Below are 22,910 nucleotides of genomic sequence, written 5' to 3' on the forward strand. Positions count from 1 at the left end.
GTCACACTGGAGTCCACCACCCTCAAGAGAGGCCGGTACTGCCTGCGCCATGACCGAGCTCACGCTATTCGAAGATAGAAGACTCGGGTCTGAACCCGTTCATTGAGGAGGTAGTCGATACCACCGGTCAGGAAATATCGGTGGGCTTCCTCACAACCATCTTCCGCCACCGTCACGATATCAACCTCCCGGTCGTGAAACGACTTGCTGCTCCGCTTAAGTGGGATGACTTCTACATCTCGTTTTTCGAACCCCATCGCGCTAACAAAGTCATCGACGCGACGTTCAACATCTAGGTAAAACTCGACATATCCGTCGCGCTCTTTTGTCTCTCGGCAACGAATATTTAAATACTCGATAGAAGCCGCCACTGACCTGACGTATTTCAGAAACTCCTCAAGCCGACCGACATTCGCTGGCGCTGCACAATAGGGGTCTCTGATTTCGAGGCGCTTGACATAGGCGCCTTTCAGCGGGGCAAAGATATCGCTCAGCTTCCTGGGCTCCCCCTCGTGCAGTTCCCACATCCCCATCCGCTCGCCTTCCCGGAGAGCTTCTACTCCGTAGGGGACTGCCATCTCCGCAAGCTCAGCGAGCTCTTCCCGAACCTGCTCATCCACAGTCCCGATATCTGCCGGTCCGGCAATCATCCGACCCAGCAACGACTGTGCTGCGTAATACTGACGCACAATGGGCGCATTGATTCCCGTTCCGGCGAATACTCTCGGCAAATTCTGCCAGTTCGAGTTCTCATTCTCCGGAAGGGCAAATAAGCGCAAGCGTCCTTCAAAGACGTAAGGCTGCAGCCGTCTGTAAGCGGTCAGAGGCACTTGTGCGCGAGGTTTCTCATCCAGCTTATTCACAAGATAGACACTCACAGTCTTACCACTCTGGAGCCACTTTAGGAGCTGGCTCATCGATTCCTCATCGACGTCACTAACATCAACAAGGCTCCGAACTACGAAGCTAATCTCGCTGTAGTTAGCAAGTCGGTCTGCGAGGCCAGCCACACTCGGAGAAGCCCACCGAATGTAGTTGCCAGGCCCATCGATGCCTTTGCTGGGGTCCACCAGACCATCCAGCCAAGACAGGGCCGCTTTGCGCTCAAAACTATCCCAGTAACGTTGGTTTGCGTAGTCGCAAAGGCAGACTCGACAGCCCGATTCACACCCGTCGGGGCAATCAAGACTCTTGCGTGCAGCATCTATCAAGGCGGCAAACGAGTACCCGGGCTCGCCAATGCGCGCGCAATAGCCCGCTCCGCCAGGAACCCCGTCATACAAGACAACTTCCAGTGCACCGCCACGCGCACCCGAGAGCCTGTATATCGCCCGAACTTCGCCAGGATGTAATGAAAGTAGACGAGTTGCGGCCAGCCTAAGTGCCTCAGAGACGGTCCTAGCAATTCGTTCATGAAAACGACGCGGGGGCAGGTCTGACGACTCCGGGTCGGGCAACGTCTGCACGAACCTCAGAATGCGGACATCGGTGTGGAATTGGTGGACGAAATCCAGTCCAATTTGTGAGGCAACGTCGTTCTTGCAAATCAAGCCCGTCTGCGGGTCCTTGTGGACAAGTTTCGTCTTATTAGCCCTACCCGCGCCTCTGTTCTTCGATGCCGTAGCGCCCTTCGCTTGGGGACCAACTGGCTCGCAATAGTTACACACGTAGCAACGCCGATAACCCTCACCATATGCACCACGATTGGCGATGAAGAGTGCTCCTGTCAGCGCACCATCACCCCTGGCTTTCGCTGACAGGAATGCCGAGCTTAGAAACGGTAGCCCCGTGTCATTGAAAACATCGTCGCGCGGTGCGGCAATCAGTTTTGCTTCGTCGGCGGCCTTAACCCGTCGTCTGCTTGTGCCCGGGTCTCTCCCCCTGCGTTCGGCAAAACTTGTGACGAAACCGTGGGGCTCAACGAACTTGCGTTTGCGACGACCCTCTGTAGAGCCGCAATTGCCGCAGGCGGGAGGAACATCCTCCATGAAGTCGCCTATATCGACGTGGAAGCACTCGGGACATGCTACATACCACCGCTCTGGCATGAATGCTTTCGGATAATGCGCGAGACCTGCGCTCTCCCAGATACGCCCGTTGGCCACCACCTCCGCTCCAGGCGCGTACTCGCTGATGCCGAGCGACGCGTCTCTCGATAGAACGACTTCTGACTTGCTGCCATAGTAGGTACTCGTCGCTTCTGTAAGTACCTCCAAATTCAATGAATGGACCGGGAAGCTATATGTAGGAATCAAACCACGTCGGGAGAGCTGGTCAACCAAAAACTGTCCCATGAAGTCTTCGCGCATCCCCTGCCAATAGCTAGCCTTTCTGTAATCGTTCGCTTGGGCGGCCTCGGCAATTCGCTCCGAGTATTTTCCGAATCGCTCGCACACCTCTTCAGCAAACTCACGAACGGCAGCAAGGAAGAGTTCGCGGAGATACGCGCCGCGTGCACCAATCGCGTTGAGCTCGCTCGGAAGCTTTCTCTGCAGTCCCTCAGCTTCATCAATCGCCACGCGGCCCTCAGCCGACTCCAGCCATTGCATGAGGCTGTCAGTGAATGCGCGCAGGTCGTCTCGCGCGAATCTCTCTCCAAAGAAGTCCTTCAGCGAAGGAGCGTTGATATCACCATCTACAATCCTTTTTCGGAGAAAATGCGACAGCAACACCGAAAACTGATGTCTTGTAAACAGCTCCTGGTTGTCGAGATGGATGAATGGCGTACCCGGGCTCGACGCGAGATAGAAGGGGAAATCCCTCACGACCATTTGGTCGAAATTTGTGTTTCTTGCAACGGTAACGCAGAATGGAGCAGCTTGGGCACGTCGACCCGCGCGCCCGGTGCGCTGCTGGTAATTTGCAATCCCTGGAGGCACGTTCAAATTGACAACGGCTTCGAGGTCGCCAAGGTCCACCCCCATTTCCATGGTTGTTGTACAGCAAAGCAGATTGATTTTCCGCTCTGCAAAGTCCCGCTCAATAGATTCACGTAGCTCTGTCGATAGAGACGCGGTGTGCTCCCGGGCCCTGACCGTCGAATGATTTGCTTCGTCATATGAGGCAAGATAGTGGTTGCGCCTGCGCAGCTCAGCACGCTCATCGGCATTCAACTCCTCGACTTCACCACGACAATTGAACGCTGTGCACTTATGCGCGATGACGTTCTGTTGCATCAAGCCGCAGCTCTTGCAGACATAGAGTGGCACCGCCTCCCCATTGCCGAACCGAATCAGGTCACCGTTAAGGGCGAATCCCGGCACGTGGGGTTCGAGCAGAGCTATGGGAGGCATCCTCAAAACCTCCCAAAACTGGCGAAGAAACGCAGTAGCCTCCTCGCGTTGCATGCCCAATTGCTCTACCAGGTACCAGCTCCGTCGGTTATGGCGGGCCTTCGCAGGAATCCACTTGTACCTGACCCTATCATCACCACCCTCCACGTCAAAGGACCGAGGTCCGCTGTAGACACCCCAGACAGATTCGTCCGTGAGTGCGACTTTGTAGAATCGCGATAGTGCCCTCTCGCGTCGAATGTTCTCGAGAAGGAGGTGAGTGAGGGCAATGATGTCTGCCTCGTTGGCTGGAAGTGAACTTGGCCAGAAGGCCTTTACCTTTTGGAAGAGAAGACGTAGCCTTGCCTCATCGTACGTGACCCGCACGACACCAAGCGCTTCAACCGAATTACGCCGACCGCCTGGCGTACACATTTCGCGACCGATAGCTGCGAGGAGCAGCGCCACCATATCCTGATGGTCGTGACAGATTTCGCCGTTAGCATCTAGCAACACTGCTTGCTGTCCGTCCTGCTGCCAATGCTGATACACCTGCTCAGCAAGTTGCGACCCCGTGAGTGCTGTGCTTCGCTCTCTCAGCACATTTCGGATAGCGCTACGCAGCGCGAGGTCGGCAGCTGTCCGCTCAAAATAGGGGGCGAAGAATGCAGCGTCCTGACGGTTGTCCGAGAATGTGAGCAAGTTTCGCCCGCCGGCGGGTCGCGGATTGTAGTGGTCAATTGGAACCGAAGGCAGCGACTCAAGAACACGCTGGGCAACGACGCTACCTAGTGCCTCATTCCCGGGATGCATGCGGGTAACAACCTCTGCATCAGTCCCTGCTGCACTGCCCCCGCACGCAGGGCACTTGAGCACATACCACGCCCGCTCCTCTTCGTCACGCTCCGTCTGAATCGCGTATATAGGAATAGCGTTCGCAGTAGCGCCAATCTGGCCTGTCACTACGTCCAGATGGTACTTCTGGTATTCCTTCGACGGGCCAGCTTCGACCTCATCGTCCTCATCCTCCACATAGCCAACCGGATTTCCGAGCCAGAACACACGGCGCTCGGCTCGCCCTTCACGGTCCCCCGGCTGATGATTGTGGAGGCTCCCGCCTTGTTCGAACCCTTCGAAAAATGGTTGACCGCACTTTCGGCAAGTCAGCAATGGAAAGTATTGCCCCTCCTCTGTACGGTGGTGTCGTGCAGCCCGCAAATTTGTCCATCCTTCAGCACTATCGGATGGCAATACAGCGAGTCCTTCAATACTATTCACAGCGATATGGTAGCGCCCGGGAAGCAATGGAAAACCATCATTGCTCGCTCGTGCCAGCATGCCGAGCCGAATGACAGCGCTAAGCGCACGGTATTTGTCCTCGTCCGCCGCGCTCTCTAACGGCGCTTCGAAGACAAGAGCTGCCAAGTCCCGGAATGCGCGTACCCCCCCACTGTCGAGATGTTGCGCGACGCGCCGGACTTCCTGATTCTGGGAAAAGCGCTCCTCAAGAAAGGTGAGAACTGGCTTGTCGGACTCGCATTGCAACTCATCCCGCTGCAGTCCACAGTCCTGCGATAGTAAGTTCCATGTGTCCGCTGTTCTGGCTTCTTCATCAAGGCTTACAAGTCCCTCGAGTACCGCCCCCACCTTCGCCCACTCGGCAATGGACAGCGAGAACTCGTCCTGGGCAGTTTTCTGCAGTCTGTCGTGAACGATGCGCTTACCTCGCACGACCTCATGAACCTCCTCGCCAAACAGAGTGCTGGCGAACGACTTAAGCCCTTCATCGACCCCGTCGCCATCGGCCAAACTGGCGCTGGTGCCAAAAACTTGCACTGGCTTGTCGATTCCAAGGCGGTTTTTAAGCTTGCGGAGCAAGAATGCGACCTCCGTCGCCTGCGCACCATGATAGGTGTGAATTTCATCCAACACGATGAATTGCAGCGCATTCGCTGTGAATAGGCGTTCATTACGCGGTAGCAGAAGCAAGTGCTCTAACATCGCATAGTTGGTAATCAGCACCTTAGGCGGGTCCGCCAGCATTTCCTCCCGAGTTAGCTTCCAATTAGTAGGGACTCTTTCCGGATAGCCCAACTCTTTCATCAGCTTCGTGTTGCTCAGCAGCCGCGCTTCTTCTTCTTCGCGCTTCACCTTGGCCTTCACCTGACCGGTATACCGTCCAAAAGTGATGCCGTGCGGCTTGAGGTATCGAGCAAACAGCGGAGCAATACGGTAGTACAACTGGTCATTAGCCAGCGCGTTCATCGGATAAACCAAAAGGGCCCTCACGCCGGGCTTCTCTGGTTCTGGGTCCGACAGAAGTTGGTTGGCGATAGGGTACAGGAACGTTTCTGTCTTACCACTACCGGTTCCTGTAGCAACAAGAAGGCTCTTACCCTCTCTGCTTGCAAGCTCCAATGCACGCTGCTGGTGTCGGTGCAGCTTGCGGCCGGCTGTTGGGATATTGCCCATGGCATCATGGACAAATCCGCCATTCCTTCCCAGCAACGTCTCAAGAGATTCCCCCTTCTCGAAATCCGGCAAGGCCTCAACGTAGGGACCTTCGACCAACCTTTGTTCGCTTAGGATTTCCCGGAACTTTTCAGCAAGCAACGGGTGGCGCCGCCCAATCGGCAACGTCGTTGCAATATAGCGGCCCAGTACGTCGGACAAGTCGTCGACGAGAGCAATCGGATTTGCGTCTTTCATTTTTGGATGTTCTCAGCCTTCTGGACCAGTTCCCAAAGAAGGAGGTAGTAGGCAAATACAGCCTCACCAATCTGGAGGAGGTATGTGAGGCTAGGTTCCACAGGAATGCCAGCGCTCCCGAGTACCTCCATGAATGTGGCCAACCCCCTATCCGAGCGCGCCTCTAGGCGACAATGGAATGCCAATAGGGAAAGCAGATGCGTGATTTGCTCTAGGTTGTCGCTCCTCTGTGCGACCTCCTCCGGAATGCCATCAACAACCTCCGTCGGCCATGGCGCAACGACGGGCGAGCTACCGGCCAAGCATTTGTGGGAGTTCTGTGGAAACGCCGGGAACTTCTGCTTCACGAAACGGCACAGCCCCATCGCCTGCCCCCTCCGGATTTCATTTCCAGCCAGACTGTTCTCATACGCCAATTCGAGCGCTCGCGTTGCGAATCGAATATGAACCGGCCCAAGCCAGTCTCCATTCAGCGGACGGAAGCTGGCATCCTCTAGCTTGAATGAGTCTTCAATCCCGCCCCCCATCTGCCTCATGGCTTCCATGTATGAAGCCAGCTTAAAGCCTCGCGGAGCGCCCCCTCTCTGCATTTCGGATAGGTTGGAAAAGGCGGATGCCGCCGCCACATGAATCAAGTCCGGAAAGACTCCAGGGTACTGAGCCTTCAAATCTGAGATTGCACGCAGTGCCTCAGCGACTCGGTGTGCGCGCTTATTGACTCGGCTGTAGGCAACAGCCGGTAAGGTGAACATCTCAGGCATGATTGCGCCGGCAGTCTGCTGAAGCAGCCAGCTGGAATTCGCACCTTCGGGAGGGCGCATGCAGGCGACGTCCACAAGTGTCGTCACTGCTTCAACCGTGCGTCCCTTCCAGCGAGATAGCAGGGCTCTCCATATCCCGGCAATCCATTGGAGGGATTCCCAGCACTCCCGCATATAGCAGGTCGACATAGCGTCCTGCACGCGACACAGGACAGCAAGAGACTCTATATCCGTTAGCCCTGATAGGCAGGCGAGAAGCTCATCGCTTCGAATTGGCCGCCCCTGGTCGTCGCAGATAAACCCAGCCGCAAAGACATCTTGCCGCTGGTTCTCCAATTGCCCCCACATTCCGCCAACTTTGGCGTCGAATCCAAATATCCAAGCACCAGAGGGCCACTGCTCCAGGTCAAAATACACCGAGACCGTATACCCACCGCTCTTCGCCGGCAAACTTGTTAAGCGAGACCGTCCGAATCGATGCCCCGTCCAAACGCCAGTGTTCGCCTCCAGGGTCAGTTCGACGTCCTGACCGGAAATGACATCTCTCGCCCGTATAGCTACAGCCTGCGCCTCTTCGGACATCGAGAACTCAACTAGGTACTGCCCCTCCACTATCCTTGCCGCCATTCGCGTAACGAACTGTGGCTGCACTAGTCTCAGCAGTTCGACGTCGAGTCCCGTCCGGTCGCTCTTGAATCGAAGAGAACTAGCCTGCGGGGTAAGGCGACTGGCAAGAAGTGACGCCGGCAAGCGCTTCGAAGGATGCTTCGCGAAATCAACATGAATCGCCCAGTCACCCACCGACAAGAGCCCCGATTCACTGGAACTCACGAGGATGTGCTTACTCGAAATAGCTGAAACGGACTCCACTTCACCAATTGTCCGCATCTGCCGACTAACGCTGCCCGATTCCTGTGTGCTTTCAACCTCGATGAAGATTCCTGGTACGTTCCACGAGAGAACCTGATATCGCCGCTCGTCAAGCTGGAACACCAGGCGTAATGCCCTTGAGATAGCGTCCCGTGGCTTCAGGACATTGCCATCAATGCGAATGTTCTCATTGAGCGCCGATTGGAGATTTCGCGGCAGCTGGTCGCACTTGAACTGCATATTGGGCGTAATCTCGGAGAGACCCCACCAGTAGTTCACGGAACTTCTTACCAGTGTACGATTTTCCCCTGCGCGCGACACCTCAGCGAGGAGACGCACAAAGCCCGGAGCGCACCTATGCTGCTCTAGTGCTTCGGCAACGGCAATAGTTGCTCTTGATGACGCGTCCACCGAAAAAGGTATCCGCAGCTGCTCGCTGCTACCGGATGCCGACAATGTCAGGACGTAGCCCCCTGCAGCAACGCTAGACCATTCACTTGGAAACTCCACATCAAATTCAAGCTGGCCGAAATGGACCTCTATGCCCTCATTAGTGGCCTTGCTAACTCCAGACCATTGTGAGTAGGGCTGTCTGGCCCCTTGAATAGTCAATGTGGCTGGGCCGTGTCGGAGCGTTGATGTACTACCGGGGTGAACGGAAATGCGGAAGGCGCACACGTAGGGGTCATCCCACAGTTCCTCCGCTTCGATTCCGGTCGGCTCGAAACGGCTGAGGCAGGTGTAAGAGCCAGGCGGGACGACAATGGGATTAGTATCGTTCGCCTGTAGCTGGCCAGAGCACTTGAAGCGACCTGTATCCGTAAAAAGAAGTATCCGATTTGTTTTGTCATCCTCCCACAGCTGATACCGGTACGATTGCGTACCGGCCCGCTCCTGGATGACAACCTTATGCGTGAGAGGTTTGTTGAAAGGGACGAAGGTATCCTCGATACCGGAGTGGTGAAGCACGGCCTCCCCATCAATCCAAAACTCGAATTCACGTAGGTCCCCACCAGGGACGAAAATGCCCGCAGTTTCTTCGTTCAGGCTGATGTATGGAAGCGATGCACGTCGAAAGGCGCCCCGATTTCCCTGCATATCGAATGCCCGCGCCATGGCTCTTTCGACAGGATTACTCGGGTCATCGCTGGATATGCCCCCATGCCTCGCGCTAACACGCAAAAACGCCTGTGTGTAATATCCCTTCGCATCAAGTGATACAGCCTTCTTGGCTGTCATGCTGAACGGTGGATTCAGGCGGTCCTCTAACGCGCGCTGCCAACTCACGACTGCCTCCGGGTCATCTCCGTCGGGTAAGCCGAGCCTTCTAGCGAAGGTGAGCATTCTCTCCGCCAAGTCATCTGCATACGCGAGGGGCACGCCTGCTTGGCGGAGATACTCGTTGGCCATGAAGTGTGGCCCTGAAACTATTGGCGACGGTTCAAATCCGAGCTCGATGATTGACCGCCTGAATGCCCGCCAAAGGACATCGCGCTGCCCCTGCGAAAGAGGCGAGTCCGTTCCGATGGCTCGCTGTATATGGGAATACAGCTCGAAATGCCCAGCCTGCCCCATCCCTTCCATGATGCAAGCGGTCAGGTGTACAGAGAAAAGCGCAGGATACCGCCGGAGGTACCCCGCGTACATTTCCGCTCCGGGACTAGCGAGGGTCAAGAGCTCGATGCTCACAGTGGTGGAGGGCCGAAGCGATTCCTTCATAAGGCCCAAAAACGGCACGTCGCTCGACTTAATCGTTGCCCGGAGACTCTCTTCTGCGTCTACTATATGTTGCAACTTCACGGACCCCTCGCTTTCTTATTTTTCGCCCTACGCCTCGGCTCCGCCGAGACTTATGCCACAGTCCAGCTTAGCCAAGTTAGCGTGAAAGAATCGCTAGCACACAGTTACATCAACTCCCGCACAGTTCTTTCCCGAGCTATCCCCAAGCTTCGCCCAGCGCCTCAGCCTGCCGCAGCACCAGTTCCACAGCTCCATCCTGCTGGTCAGGTGGGTACTTGTATTTCCGTAAGATGCGCTTGACCATCAGCCGCAACTTGGCCCTAACGCTCTCTCGTGCGGACCAGTCCACGGTGATGTTCTGTCGCAGGTTTTCGGTCAGCTCATGCGCAATCTTCTTCAGCGTCTCGTCAGTCAGTTCTCGAACAGCAGATTCGTTGTTCGCCAAGGCGTCATAGAAGCGCACCTCATCCTCGGTCAGCCCGAGCTCTTCGCCCCGGCTGGCGGCGGCGTGGAACTTCTTGGCCATGTCGATGAGCTCTTCAATGACTTGGGCGGTCTCAATCGCTCGGTTCTGATAGCGCTTCACCACGTTTGAGAGCATCTCGGAGAACTTCTTCTCCTGAACCACGTTGCCTGCAAAGCGGCTCTTGATTTCGCCCTCCAGCAGCCGCTCCAGCAATTCCACTGCCAGGTTGCGTTCCGGCAGGTTTCGAACTTCCGCGAGGAAGGCATCATCCAGGATGCCGATATTAGGCTTGTCGAGGCCGACCGCCTCGAAGACGTCTATCACTTCTTCTGAGACGACGGCCGAACCGATGATTTGCCGGATGGCCAGTTCGCGCTCCTCATCGGTACGCTTCTTCTCGCTGAGCTCCCGTTTGGTCAGGATGACTTTAACGGCCTGCATAAACGCCACTTCCTCCCGGACGGCCTTAGCCTCGTCCAGGGTACAGCAGAGGGTGAAAGCCTTACTCATGGCAAGCGCCGTGTCGGCAAAGCGCTTTTTGCCGTCTTCCAGGCCCAGCACGTGGTTCGCGGCCCCCGCCAGGCGCTTGTGACCCGCCGTCAGAAAATCGCTGTAGTCATAGCCATGGAGCATGCCGCACAGGATGTCCATCTTCTCCTCGAGAATGGCATAAGCCTCTGCGGCATCGACGGTGGGCCGGCCGCGCCCGTGGCTGGCCGTGTATTCCTTTAGCGCGCTCTTGAGCTCATTGGCGATGCCAATGTAGTCAACCACTAGGCCGCCTTGCTTGTCCTTGAAGACACGATTGACGCGCGCAATGGCCTGCATCAGGTTGTGGCCCTTCATGGGCTTGTCCACGTACACGGTATGGACACAAGGGGCATCAAAACCCGTCAACCACATATCCCGCACGATGACGATGCGCAATGGGTCGGCCGGGTCTTTGAAGCGCTTCTCCAGTCGTTTCTTGACCTGACCGCTGTATATATGGGGCCGTAGCAACGCCTTGTCGCTTGCCGAACCCGTCATCACGATTTTGATGGCCCCCTTCTCCGGGTCGGGGTCATGCCAGTCGGGGCGGAGCTGAATGATTTCGTTGTAGAGGTGAACGCAAATCTCGCGACTCATGGCGACCACCATGGCCTTGCCGCTCTGAGCCTTGTTGCGCTCCTCAAAGTGAGCCACGAGGTCTGCGGCTACGGCCGCCACGCGAGGTTCCGCGCCTACGACCTTTTCGAGCGCTGCCCAGCGGCTCTTCAGCTTCGCTTGCTGGCTCTCCTCCTCGTCCTCAGCCAGTTCGTCCACTTCCGCGTCTATCTGGGGCAGTTCCTCAGCTTTGAGCGATAGCTTGGCGAGGCGGGACTCGAAGTAGATGGCCACTGTGGCGCCATCTTCCTTGGCCTGCTGCATGTCGTAGACGTGGATGTAGTCGCCGAACACGGCGCGTGTATCGCGGTCCTCGCTGGATACCGGGGTGCCGGTAAAGGCGACGAACGTAGCGTTGGGCAGCGCATCCCGTAGATGCTGAGCATAGCCGACCTGATACTTCTCCTGGCCGGGCTTGCCCTTCAGCTGGGCCTCAAAGCCATACTGGGTGCGGTGGGCTTCGTCGGCTATGACCACGATATTGTGCCGGTCCGACAGCATGGGGAAGACATCTTCGTCTTCCCCCGGCATGAACTTCTGGATAGTCGCGAAGACAATTCCGCCGGAAGGCCGGTTGGCCAGCTTCGCCCGCAAGTCCTGGCGCGTTTCGACCTGCACCGGCTGCTCACGCAACAAATCCTGCGCCAGGGAGAACACGCCGAAGAGTTGCCCATCCAGGTCATTGCGGTCTGTGATGACAACAATGGTCGGGTTCTCCGTTGCCGCTTCCTGCATCACTCGAGCGGCGAAGCACGTCATGGTGATGCTCTTGCCGCTCCCCTGCGTGTGCCAGACCACACCGCCTTTGTGACTGCCACCGGGCCGGCAGGCCGACACTACTTGCTGAATGGCGGCACGAACGGCGTGGAACTGGTGATAGCCGGCGATTTTCTTGACAAGCGTGCCATCGTCCTCGAACAGCACGAAGAAGCGCAGGTAGTCAAGCAGGTAGGCTGGCGCCAGCACTCCACGGACGAGCGTTTCCAACTCATTGAACTGGCCGAGCGGGTCTAGGGTAGCGCCATCGATGGTGCGCCACTGCATGTAGCGCTCGGCATTGGCCGAGAGCGAGCCCATGCGTGCTTGCGAGCCGTCACTGATGACCAGGATTTCGTTGTACTGGAAGACGTCGGGAATCTGGTCCTTGTAGGTCTGAATCTGGTCGTAGGCCTTCCATATATCGGCGTTCTCGTCGGCGGGGTTCTTCAACTCCAGCAGTACCAACGGCAGGCCGTTGACGAACATAATGATGTCAGGCCGCCGGGTGTGATGCGGACCTTTGATGGAAAACTGATTGACGGCGAGCCATTCGTTGGTCGCCGAATTGGCCCAATCGATGAGGCGAACGAAATCGCCTCGCGTTTCGCCGCCCTTCTGGTATTCGACCGGCACCCCCCCCACCAGCATTTGATGGAAGCGTCGGTTTGCAGAAAGCTGAACGGGGATGCCCAGGTCTTGAATCTGGCGCACAGCGTCTTCGCGGGCAGCCAGCGGGATGCTTGGGTTCAAGCGTGCAATGGCACAGCGTAGACGTTCAACCAACAGGATTTGGCGGTAGTCGGCGCGCTCGGCGTTCGCTCCATCGCGAGCGATGTCCGGGCCGAAAATCGTGTCATAGCCGACTTCGGAGAGCCAGCCGAGCGCTTCCTTTTCCAGTTGGTCTTCTGTCATGGTGTCTTCAGGCTGCGAGGGCTTCTGCTTCTGCCTCAGGGAGACGGAGTTGACCGGATATTAGTCGGGGAAGAAGGGTATTTCGAATAGCTACCAAGGATGAGACTTGCGTCTGGTTTTCAAAGGCCTTCTCATAAATTGGGCCGGCAATCTCACTGAAAAGACTAATGACAGTCTCATCGGGTCGAACAACACGCAGTCGCTTCATATCAGCAACAGTTACATGCCCCAATCCTGTAGTCTGTTTGTTGCGAGCGAGCTCAGCAAACTTCGGCCGTAAGTACCTGAGCGTTTGGAGGACAAATGACCGCTCTATTGCGCGATGCGGGACCACGCGGAAGATATGCTGATTCAACCATGCTTCGCTGTGATGCCAAACGAACGTGTCAATGGACGTATCGGGATTACCAGACCACGAAAATAGAATATCTCCTAGTCGAATGCGATATTTTTCCGACATCTCCACATCAGAGTACGCCGTCTGGGATGTAACGCCGGCTTTCAATTCGGCAATCTTAATTATTGGTAATCCACGACGTTCAGCGTTGGGGTCAAAAGCCTTGTATGCAGCACCATTGATATAACTCGCCAATTCATACACCGGGCATGGCCTCCACCCCTTCGGCACCAGCCCCAACTCCGATTCCTCAAACGCATCTGGAAACAGCGCAGCGATGGCTTCGTCCATGCCCTCCGGGACCCGACCACTCTGTTTGGCGCGGACGGGGTCGAAGTCGATGAACCAGGATTTGAACAGCGCTTGGGCGATGGCTTCCAGCGTGGTGCTGTTTTCACGCAGAAGGGAGATTCGCTCGTCGAGAGCGTCAAGAATCCCCGCCATCCGCTCTTGCTCGGCAAGGGGGGGAAGGGGAACGACGAACGACTCTATATGGCCTTTAGTGATAGCCCTTCGCGACCCTCCGGCATTAAATCCCTCAATATAAGCCTTGATTAAAGGATGAGTGAGGTAGCTTAGCACGTAGCCTGGATTTGCCTGCGTTTTGTCCAGACGAATTATAGATACATGTTGGTTTACACATGCAGGCAAGACAGACTCGGGAACCAGACATGCGCGCCCAAAGGTAGCCCCGTCACCGGTGATGTTCAGCAACAAGTCATCCTTTTTTAGCATCGCATTTCGCAACCCAGCAGCCTGTTCGTCGGAAATGAAAGCCAAACCGTCGTTAGAGAACGCCCGGTCGAACACGTTCTGGCTACGGACCAATGCATAATTGGTGCGCTTCTCTTGATACGCGGCCTGGCCCCCGGTCGGTGTTGCGCCCGAGCCAATCTTTGTCGATATGTCTTTCAAGCGAACGAGCCGCCATGAGCTCGGACAGTCGATTGGGGAAACCAAAAACTCAGAACTCATATCCTAGCGCCCCAATTTTCTGCCGAATCAACTGGTCCAGCTCTGCACCCTTCGCCATCTGCTCGCCCAGCTTCTCTGTGAGCTTCTGCATCTTCTCGGCAAAAGCCTCATCATCGTTCTCAACCTCCTCGGCACCAACATAGCGCCCCGGGGTGAGCACATGGCCGTGCTCCGCAATCTCCGCCAACTTCACGCTGCGGCAGTAGCCGGGAACGTCTTCATATTTGCCGACGCCTTCGCCAGCCTCATCCCGCCACGCAGCGACGGTATTGGCAATCCTTTCGATGGTTTCGTCGACCAATTCCGCCTGGACTCGGCTAATCATGGCCCCAAGCTTCCGCGCGTCGATGAACAGCACTTCACCCTTTCGGGTGATTTTCTGCTTGGTTAGGAACCACAGGCAGGCAGGAATCTGGGTGTTGAAGAAAAGCTGCCCAGGCAGAGCCACCATGACTTCAACCACATCGGCGTCCACCATCGCCCGACGAATGTCGCCTTCACTGTTCTGGCTCGAGCTCATGGAACCGTTGGCCAGGACGATGCCGGCTCGGCCGTTTGGCTTCAGGTGATACAGCATGTGCTGCAGCCACGCATAGTTGGCATTGCCCTGCGGCGGCGTGCCATAGACCCAGCGGGGGTCGCCCTCCAGGCTGCCGTGCCACCAGTCGCTGACGTTGAAAGGTGGGTTGGCCAAGATGAAGTCGGCGCGCAGGTCTGGGTGCTGGTTGCGGACAAAGGTGTCAGCAGGTTCCCGCCCCAAGTTGTAGTCGATGCCCCGGATGGCCAGGTTCATGGCCGCCAGGCGCCAAGTGGTGGGATTGGACTCCTGTCCGTAGATGGACACGTCGCCTAGCTTGCCGCCGTGGGCTTCAATGAATCTTTCCGACTGGACGAACATGCCCCCGGAACCGCAGCACGGGTCATAGACCTTGCCATGATGGGGCGCGAGGATTGCCACCAGCGTTTTGACGATGGAAGCTGGGGTGTAGAACTGCCCGCCCTTCTTCCCTTCGGCACTGGCGAACTGGCCAAGGAAGTATTCGTAGACTTGGCCCAGGACATCGCGAGCCTGGCTGGCGTCTTCGCCAAAGCCAATGGTGGAAATCAGGTCGACCAGTTCCCCCAGCTTCCCATCCGGCAAGTGCGCCCGTGCATAGCGCTTGTCCAGGATGCCCTTGAGCTTGGGGTTCTCCCCCTCGATATCGGCGAGTGCCTCATCGATGCGTTTGCCAATGTCCGTCTGCTTGGCCGAGCTGCGGAGGTTCTCCCAGCGAGCCGTCTCGGGCACCCAGAAAACATTGACTTCCTTGTAGTAGTCCCGGTCTTCCAGCTCTTCCGCGAGCATCTTGTCGTCGCACTCGTGCAGGAAGTACTCGTCGCTTTCATCGCCGAAGCGGCGGGTCAGCTCGGCCCTCCGGGCGGCAAACGTGTCAGAAATGTACTTGAGGAAGATGAGACCAAGGACGAGATGCTTGTATTCGGCAGCATCGATATTGGCCCGCAGCTTGTCAGCCGCAGCCCAGAGTGTTTTTTTGATGTCGTCGAGCATTGAGGCGCTTCGGGGGTGTTTTAAGCGGAAGCACCATTATGAGGCCAGCCCCCCCTTCGGCACCACCACACTCCCGTCTGGCGACGCAAAATATTGACGTTCAGTCGGGCATCGACAACAGGGAACGCCAACGTACCCGTCCGTTGGTCGTGACTTCCGTGCCGGTCTGCGCCGCCCCCAATGGCTGGGAAAAGCAATCATGGAAGCTGTAAGGCCGGCTGTAACGCCCTACCTCTAGAAGCGAATGGGGATGCTCGAGCAGGTAACGTCAATGACATAGCCTTTACTTTTCAGGAACGCTTTGAGCTTAGTTTCGCGCTCATCCTGAGTGGGTCCGGGTCCGACGATAATGCGTCGAATCGGCAAGCGGGGGGCACGTCCGACGTCAAGTCCCTCGAAGAGACGGATATGGGGCACAGACTGGCCGCCGCGCATAAAAGAGTGGCGAGGACGTTCGACGAGCTTGCTACCATCAATTTCATGCAGTCGACGTGCACGCTCTCCATTTAGCGTAGCGACAAGGCGGACCTCTCTCTCTTCGGCAAAAGCCCAATGCTTGTAATGAATGCAGCAGTTCAAAAATGGTTCGAGCACTGGCTCGATAGCCTCAGGCGAACTCCCCCTTTTGAACCATACGCTAAGAGCGTTTCGCAGAGAGGGGAGGGAATCCAGGCGGCGCTCCATGACCTCCGCCGAGTCAGACGAATAGCTGACGTCGCCGCAACTCAGACGGCATGGCCACACCGAATGTTCCTGCTCCATGAGCCTTTCGAGTTCGGCGGTATCGAACACTAGTGAGTAGCCCCCGTTACCTCCATAGTATCGCCATTGGCTCAATAATCCATGATTGCGAGCTTCTGAGTAGTCCCCATTTGGGGTACAAAAGGAGGTTATATAAAACTCAAACAGATTCTCAACTGGGTCACTTTTGTGAAGCGTGTCATGCATCATGTCGGCCAAACCCATGCTTTGCTCACGACAAACCGCCTCGACACCACCATTCTCGACTAACCAGCTCTTGGCCTCGGAGTTTGTTGACGCTACCTCGTTTGCGCGCTCAATGAGTAGAGGTCTTATGATTCCGGCGAGAGCGTGACGAAACTGCAAGAGCTCACTTTCGTCATTAACATGCTTCCAGTGGGTCGCCCACAGACACTGCGACTCAAGGATTCCGAACAGACCGGACACGCTGGTGTAATGGAACAACTCTGGATACGCCTCTGATATGAGCATTTCGACCTCTAATAACTTCAGGTACCTTGTTGTTGCGGCAAATGACACCACGTGTCGCGCTCATCGCGAAGAAGGAAGCAGCTAGGACAACAGCCGTTGAGGACATCGCTAGCCGTCACCTGAGCGTATTGGTAGGGAGAATCCGCGAACCGTCGATGGACCAAGCATCAACTGGCTCCGACTGCACTATCGCCAACCATAAACTGCCCTGTCATACAAGCAGGCAAGCTTCCGGAACGCTGTTGAATACGGCGAGGTCGGCAAGCGGTCAATATGGGCTCTCAAGAATTCGAGAATCGCAGGGTAATCAGCCTCCTCCCAGTCGGCGAAAGGAAGGTACTGGGCCACAATTTCTGGCGTATACCGCTCCAACATCTGCCGGACTGTCAAGCCCTTGTAATTTCGCATGTAGCCTTTTGCGAGGCTTTTAACGCGAAAATCCGCCGGCTGCAAACCAAGGTATTTCTCGACGTCATACCCAACTCTGGCACATGCCTCTTGGCTGTCAATTCCAGCAGTCCTCAGTAGATGGAAAACCGGCAAATATTTCAGCCCCTTGGACAATTCTGGCAATGTTTCCGCCAAAATTCTCCCCGGCTCATAAATTTTCTTGTCACGAAGAAGCTCCTCATAGATGCTGACAGCAGTAATTGCCCGATACCCATAATCTGCAAGTCGGCGTTCCTCTTCCTGGGCTCGTTCCTTTGCCACACCTACCCCAACCACAAATTCTATGTCGCCTTTGGCCTCCACCTCATCGATGTCAACAACACAAAGCTTCGCCTCAGGCTCTCCACCCTTCACCAGTTCGTATAGCTGCTCCTTGCAGTATCTGAGCACGCGAGCGGGAATCTTTCTTCGCTTGGTTTCCAAGGCATTGTAGATTTGACTAAAGTCGTTTGTTCTTAATAATGTAATTGGGACATTGGTTTTTTCGAGCGCAAAAACTGTGTTGGATATTGAGGCAGCCTCACCTTCCTTAAGGCGCTCAACAAAGATGAGGTTGTTATTTAATTGCTCCAACCTCTCCTTTCCAATACAGGCGCAAATGGCGCGCAACATACTGACGATGTTTTGGTCGGAGAGGGAGTACCCCATAAAAATGACAGGGTGCTCGACAAAGATTGTTATTAATTTTGCGGCAAGGTAGGCGTTGCGCTCAGCAAAGCTGTCGTAGTCAGCCTCGGTCAAAATTAGGCTTCGAGGTGTATTCACGCAACCGTGAATCTTGTATATTTCACCAATTGATTGGGGATTCGAGAACAACAACTCCTCCTGACCTACGTAGACTTTGTAGTCTGGGAATAATTCCTGAAGGAATGTATCCCAATTTGTGGTTATAATTCCATCCACATTAAGGCGACCAAGTGCAGCCAGCTCTTCGGAATATGGGTGCTGCGCAACACCATCGAGCTTAACACCCTTAATATAGTTGGAAATCTCCAACCGCAAGGCAGCAGTAAGGTCAGTAATCTTTTTGCTGTGTTTCTTCCTGCTTTCCTCAAATACTTCACTTTTCCACCACACCTCATGAAAATCGGACGCCATTAGCGTGGCGACGCGGGGCAGATTACCGTTGGCTGTAGAAAGATAGTATTCGTAGGGCTTGATATGGCTACAGAAGCGCTCGAGAAGAGCCGCCCAACTTTCCAGGCCAAGGTATCGTCTTGAAAGGCCGGACCCCGCAAAGAGAAAAGGGCCTGCTGGATGAGCTTCGAGAAGCTTGGTGAGCTGCTCTAGAATTGACATGTATTTTTATGGCACGCCGAATTAATGACAAGCTACTATGGGGCGACGTTAGTTAGAAGTCAATTATGTTGACGCGCCGTAGGCCAGCCTGCCATCTTCTTCTCGCCTCACATAAGGGCATATGGCTGGCGGTCAGAGGCGTGCATATAGGAGGCAAGGCTAGCTCAGGCACCGCAACGACTGACGCACGACTGAAGACGATGGTTGGCCCATCTTTTCGACGCACTACGCTCGCTTTGTCACTGCAGGACATCTGCCCGTCGCCATCGCAAGGGGAAAGTTGGCCCCAAATAGGCCCTTGGTGGCAAGGCCCAGGGGGACAAGCCGGGCGCGGCGGAGGATAGTCGCGGGGGTGACGCCTAGCAGAAAGGCTAGGTCGTGGGCGTCGAGATATTCGGGCAGTGCGACCGGGTGACTGCCCGTGGTGGAGCTGGAGAATGTTTGCATTCTCCGTATAGCAACGCGCGCCGCCTCTCCCGGGCACCTGGGCAGGCGTTTAAATCTCGGTCCTATCCTGTTACTGGTGGATGCGAACGGCTCTGCCCCCAGGTGAGGAGAACTCGGGAAGGCAGCGCTGATGCTCCGCCCCCCCCAACAGCGGCTCGACTTCATCGCGTGACCTAGGCGGTGTGGGAAGGGAAGCGGGTGTGCGAGAAACTCTGCGCCAATTTCGGGTCTCATTTCCAAGCCGACATCCGAAGGGCTGCAAATTTGAGGGAGTTGCAATAGTTCCGGATACACGGCTCCGGGCCTAGCCTAGCGAGGGGCTAGGCTAGCTTGTATCCGAAACTATTTGTATCTCTGTATCCGGAACTAATTGTCCTTCACACAGCGCCAGCTCTCGATTCGGCGCCTTACTCCACCGTCACCGACTTCGCCAGGTTGCGCGGCTTGTCCACGTCGGTCCCGCGCGCGCAGGCCGTGTGGTATGCCAGCAGCTGCAGCGGCACCACGTGCAGGATCGGCGAGAGGTCGCCGTAGTGCTCGGGCATGCGGATCACCTGGATGCCATCGGACGACTGGATCTGCGTATCGCTGTCGGCAAACACGTACAGGCGGCCGCCGCGGGCGCGCACTTCCTGGATGTTGGACTTGAGCTTCTCCAGCAGCGCGTCGTTGGGCGCGACGGTAACCACCGGCATGGCTTCGGTGACCAGCGCCAGCGGGCCGTGCTTGAGCTCGCCGGCCGGATAGGCCTCGGCGTGGATATACGAGATTTCCTTGAGCTTGAGCGCACCCTCCAGCGCGATCGGGTAGTGCAGGCCGCGGCCAAGGAACAGCGCGTTCTCGCGGCGGGCGAAGTCCTCGGACCAGGCGATGATCTGCGGCTCCAGCGCCAGTACGCCGTGCAGCGCGGCGGGCAGGTGGCGCAGGTTGGTCAGGGCCTTGGCCTCGGCCTCTTCGGTCAGCAGGCCGCGGGTCTTGGCCAGCGACAGCGTCAGCATGTACAGCGCCGCCAGCTGCGTGGTGAACGCCTTGGTAGACGCCACCCCGATCTCGGTGCCGGCGCGCGTGAGGAAGCGCAGTTCGGTCTCGCGCACCATGGCGCTGGTGGCGACGTTGCACACCGCCAGCGTATGGACATGGCCGAGCGCGCGCGCGTGGCGCAGCGCGGCCATGGTATCGGCGGTTTCGCCCGATTGCGAGATCACCACCACCAGCGCGCGCGGATTGGGCACGGTGTCGCGATAGCGGTATTCGCTGGCGACCTCGACCTGGGTCGGGATCTTCGCGATGCTTTCTAGCCAGTACTTGGCGGTGCAGCCGGAATAGTAGCTGGTGCCGCACGCCAGGATCAGCACGCTGTCGATGCCGGCGAAGACCTCGGCGGCGTTGGCGCCGAACAGGTCCGGCGACAGGCCTTCGACGCCCTCGAGCGTGTCGCCCAGCGCGCGCGGCTGCTCGAAGATTTCCTTCTGCATGAAATGGCGGTACGGGCCCAAGTCGACCGATGCGGCATGGGCTTCGACCAGGCGCGCTTCCCGCTCGACCGGGTGGTCGTCGGCGTCATGGATGGTCACGCCGTCCAGCGTGATCTCGACCACATCGCCCTCTTCCAGGTAGATGATGCGGTTGGCGGTGCCGGCCACGGCCAGCGCGTCGGACGCCAGGAAGGACTCGTTCTCGCCCAGCGCCACCACCAGCGGCGAGCCCGCACGCGCGCCGACCACGCAGCCCGGCTGGTCTTTGGCGAACACGGCGATGGCATAGGCGCCGTGCAGGCGCTTGGTGACGGCACGCACCGAGGCGAACAGGTCGCCGCGGGTAGCGCTGCTGGGATAGCTGTAGGCCTGGTGGATCAGGTGGGCGACCACCTCGGTATCGGTCTGGGACTCGAAGCCGTAGCCGACCGCACGCAGCTCTTCGCGCAGCGGCTCGTAGTTCTCGATGATGCCGTTGTGCACCAGCGCGATGGTCTCGCCCGACAGGTGCGGGTGGGCGTTGACGGTATCGGGCTTGCCATGCGTGGCCCAGCGCGTATGCGCCACGCCGGTAAAGCCGGAGAGGCCGGACGCCTGCGTCTGCGCGTCCAGGTCGGCGACGCGCGACACGGTGCGTGCGCGCTCGACCGCATCGTCGCGCACGACGGCAACGCCGCACGAGTCATAGCCGCGATACTCGAGGCGGCGCAGCCCTTCGATCAGGACCGGAACGATATTGCGCGTGGAAACCGCGCCGACGATGCCACACATGCTGAACCCCCGTTTTGCTGGCGCCTGCCCGCAGGCCACTGGCGCCGGTATGAATCCTGTGGCGCCACCCTGCGCGGGCGGCGCTTGAGCTTACTGCTGCTTACTGCTTCGGCTGCTTGACCGGACGCTGCCAGGCGTCGATGGTCAGCTGCTTGGCCCGCGACAGCGTCAGCTTGTCGGCCGGGGCCTCCTTGGTGAGCGTGGTGCCGGCGCCCAGCGTGGCGCCGCGGCGCACCGTCACCGGCGCCACCAGCTGCGTGTCGGAGCCGATGAAGACATCGTCCTCGATCACGGTGCGGTGCTTGTTAACCCCGTCATAGTTGCAGGTGATGGTACCCGCGCCAATATTGACGCGCGACCCCACCGTGGCGTCGCCCACATAAGCCAGGTGGTTGGCCTTGCTGTGTGCCGCCACCTGTGCATTCTTCACCTCGACAAAGTTGCCGATATGCACGTCCTCGCCCAGTTCGGTGCCGGGGCGCAGCCGCGCGTACGGCCCGATGCGGCCCGCTGGCCCGATGCTGGCCTCGTCGATATGGCAGAACGGATGCACCTGCGCGCCGGCGCCGACGGTGCTGTTGCGGATCACGCAATGCGCGCCGATGCGCACGCCGTCTTCCAGGTGCACGCGGCCCTCGAACACGCAGCCGACGTCGATGGTGACATCACGCCCGCAGGTCAGCTGGCCGCGCACGTCGATGCGGGCCGGGTCCAGCAGCGTCACGCCGGCTTCGAGCAGGCGCCGGGCCTGGTTGCCCTGGTGGATGCGCTCGACCTCGGCCAGCTGCAGCTTGCTGTTGACGCCCAGCGTCTCCCAGACCGCCGCCGGCTGGGCCGAGACGGTTTCGACGCCATCCGCGACGGCGCGCTCGACGGTATCGGTCAGGTAGTACTCGCCCTGGGCGTTGTCGTTGCGCAGCGTCGACAGCCACTTGCGCAGGTGGCCGGTCGGGCACACGATAATGCCGGTATTGATCTCGCGGATGGCTTGCTCGGCTTCCGTTGCGTCTTTCTGCTCGATGATGCGGACGATGCTGCCCGCCGCGTCGCGCACGATGCGTCCATAACCGGCGGGATCGGGCATTTCAACGGTGAGTACGCCAAGGCGCTGCGCGCCGGCCTCGGTCACCAGTGCCTGCAGCGTCGCAGCGCTGGTGAGCGGAACGTCACCGTAGAGAACCAACGTGGGGTGGTTGTCGTCCAACAAGGGAAGTGCCTGCATCACCGCATGGCCCGTGCCCAGTTGCTGGGCCTGCTCGGCGAAGGCGACATCGTCAGCGGCAACCGCCTCGCGCACGCGTTCGGCCCCATGGCCGACCACGACCACCAGCCGGGCCGGCGACAGCGCACGAGCCGTATCCAGGACATGCGCGAGCATGGGCCGCCCGGCTACCGGGTGCAGCACCTTGGGCAAATCGGAATACATCCGCTTGCCCATGCCCGCGGCGAGAATGACGATATTCACAAGGAGACCCCTAAGTGAGTGTGTCCGAAAATATTCTGGAAAGCGCCGGCCGGGTGTTCGGGCCGGTGTTTGGCAAACTGCGCTGCCGGCGCTGGCGGAAGCTGGCCGCCAGGCCTGCGCGTCTTCCCGCAAACCCTTGCCAGGACTTGGCTGGCGGGCATCGGGTCAGCTCGCGGGGCAGCCCGGTTTCAAGGCGCGCCGATTTTAACATGGC

General features: G+C 57.8%; 9 protein-coding genes. All 9 read right to left on the reverse strand.

All coding sequences use genetic code 11. The features are described 5' to 3' along the window. Positions 1-59 precede the first annotated feature (59 nt). The 9 genes from E5S69_RS07640 to glmU all read right to left on the reverse strand — a co-directional run bounded on the left by E5S69_RS07640 (position 60) and on the right by glmU (position 22,696). Positions 60-5,981 carry a DEAD/DEAH box helicase gene (locus E5S69_RS07640; RefSeq protein WP_171514395.1) on the reverse strand — a complete coding sequence of 1,974 codons (5,922 nt, stop codon included), beginning with the start codon at positions 5,979-5,981 and terminating at the stop codon, positions 60-62. After that, positions 5,978-9,412: a hypothetical protein gene (locus tag E5S69_RS07645; RefSeq protein ID WP_171514396.1), complete on the reverse strand. Its 3,435-nt coding sequence runs from the start codon at positions 9,410-9,412 to the stop codon at positions 5,978-5,980. Before E5S69_RS07645 ends, E5S69_RS07640 begins: the two co-directional genes overlap by 4 nt. A gap of 136 nt (positions 9,413-9,548) precedes the next feature. Next, on the reverse strand, positions 9,549-12,635 hold the full coding sequence (locus E5S69_RS07650) for a type I restriction endonuclease subunit R (RefSeq protein ID WP_171514397.1): 3,087 nt from the start codon (positions 12,633-12,635) through the stop codon (positions 9,549-9,551). A gap of 7 nt (positions 12,636-12,642) precedes the next feature. Continuing rightward, positions 12,643-14,007, reverse strand: coding sequence for a restriction endonuclease subunit S (locus E5S69_RS07655; protein WP_084402517.1), 1,365 nt, complete (start codon positions 14,005-14,007; stop codon positions 12,643-12,645). Next, complete coding sequence (locus E5S69_RS07660) at positions 13,997-15,556, reverse strand: type I restriction-modification system subunit M (RefSeq protein WP_171514398.1); 1,560 nt, start codon at positions 15,554-15,556, stop codon at positions 13,997-13,999. The genes E5S69_RS07655 and E5S69_RS07660 overlap by 11 nt, the downstream gene beginning before the upstream one ends. Positions 15,557-15,790: 234 nt before the next feature. Next, positions 15,791-16,840: a DUF2971 domain-containing protein gene (locus tag E5S69_RS07665; RefSeq protein ID WP_171514399.1), complete on the reverse strand. Its 1,050-nt coding sequence runs from the start codon at positions 16,838-16,840 to the stop codon at positions 15,791-15,793. Positions 16,841-16,975: 135 nt separating this feature from the next. Continuing rightward, positions 16,976-18,538 (reverse strand): SIR2 family protein, encoded by a 1,563-nt coding sequence (locus E5S69_RS07670; RefSeq protein WP_171514400.1) that lies wholly within the window; start codon positions 18,536-18,538, stop codon positions 16,976-16,978. A gap of 854 nt (positions 18,539-19,392) precedes the next feature. Continuing rightward, positions 19,393-21,231 carry a glutamine--fructose-6-phosphate transaminase (isomerizing) gene (gene glmS, locus E5S69_RS07675; protein ID WP_171514401.1) on the reverse strand — a complete coding sequence of 613 codons (1,839 nt, stop codon included), beginning with the start codon at positions 21,229-21,231 and terminating at the stop codon, positions 19,393-19,395. Between the two features lie 100 nt (positions 21,232-21,331). Then, positions 21,332-22,696, reverse strand: a complete 1,365-nt coding sequence (gene glmU, locus E5S69_RS07680; RefSeq protein WP_171514402.1) for a bifunctional UDP-N-acetylglucosamine diphosphorylase/glucosamine-1-phosphate N-acetyltransferase GlmU — start codon at positions 22,694-22,696, stop codon at positions 21,332-21,334. Positions 22,697-22,910: the final 214 nt, after the last annotated feature.

The organism is Cupriavidus necator (assembly GCF_013141915.1).
Taxonomy (GTDB): domain Bacteria; phylum Pseudomonadota; class Gammaproteobacteria; order Burkholderiales; family Burkholderiaceae; genus Cupriavidus; species Cupriavidus necator_B.

Bases quoted from the DNA above. Each gene is read 5' to 3' on its own strand.
- E5S69_RS07670 (WP_171514400.1), bottom strand. From the start codon at position 18,538: ATGTCAATTCTAGAGCAGCTCACCAAGCTTCTCGAAGCTCATCCAGCA.
- glmS (WP_171514401.1), bottom strand. From the start codon at position 21,231: ATGTGTGGCATCGTCGGCGCGGTTTCCACGCGCAATATCGTTCCGGTC.
- E5S69_RS07655 (WP_084402517.1), bottom strand. From the start codon at position 14,007: ATGAGTTCTGAGTTTTTGGTTTCCCCAATCGACTGTCCGAGCTCATGG.
- E5S69_RS07640 (WP_171514395.1), bottom strand. From the start codon at position 5,981: ATGAAAGACGCAAATCCGATTGCTCTCGTCGACGACTTGTCCGACGTA.
- E5S69_RS07650 (WP_171514397.1), bottom strand. From the start codon at position 12,635: ATGACAGAAGACCAACTGGAAAAGGAAGCGCTCGGCTGGCTCTCCGAA.
- E5S69_RS07660 (WP_171514398.1), bottom strand. From the start codon at position 15,556: ATGCTCGACGACATCAAAAAAACACTCTGGGCTGCGGCTGACAAGCTG.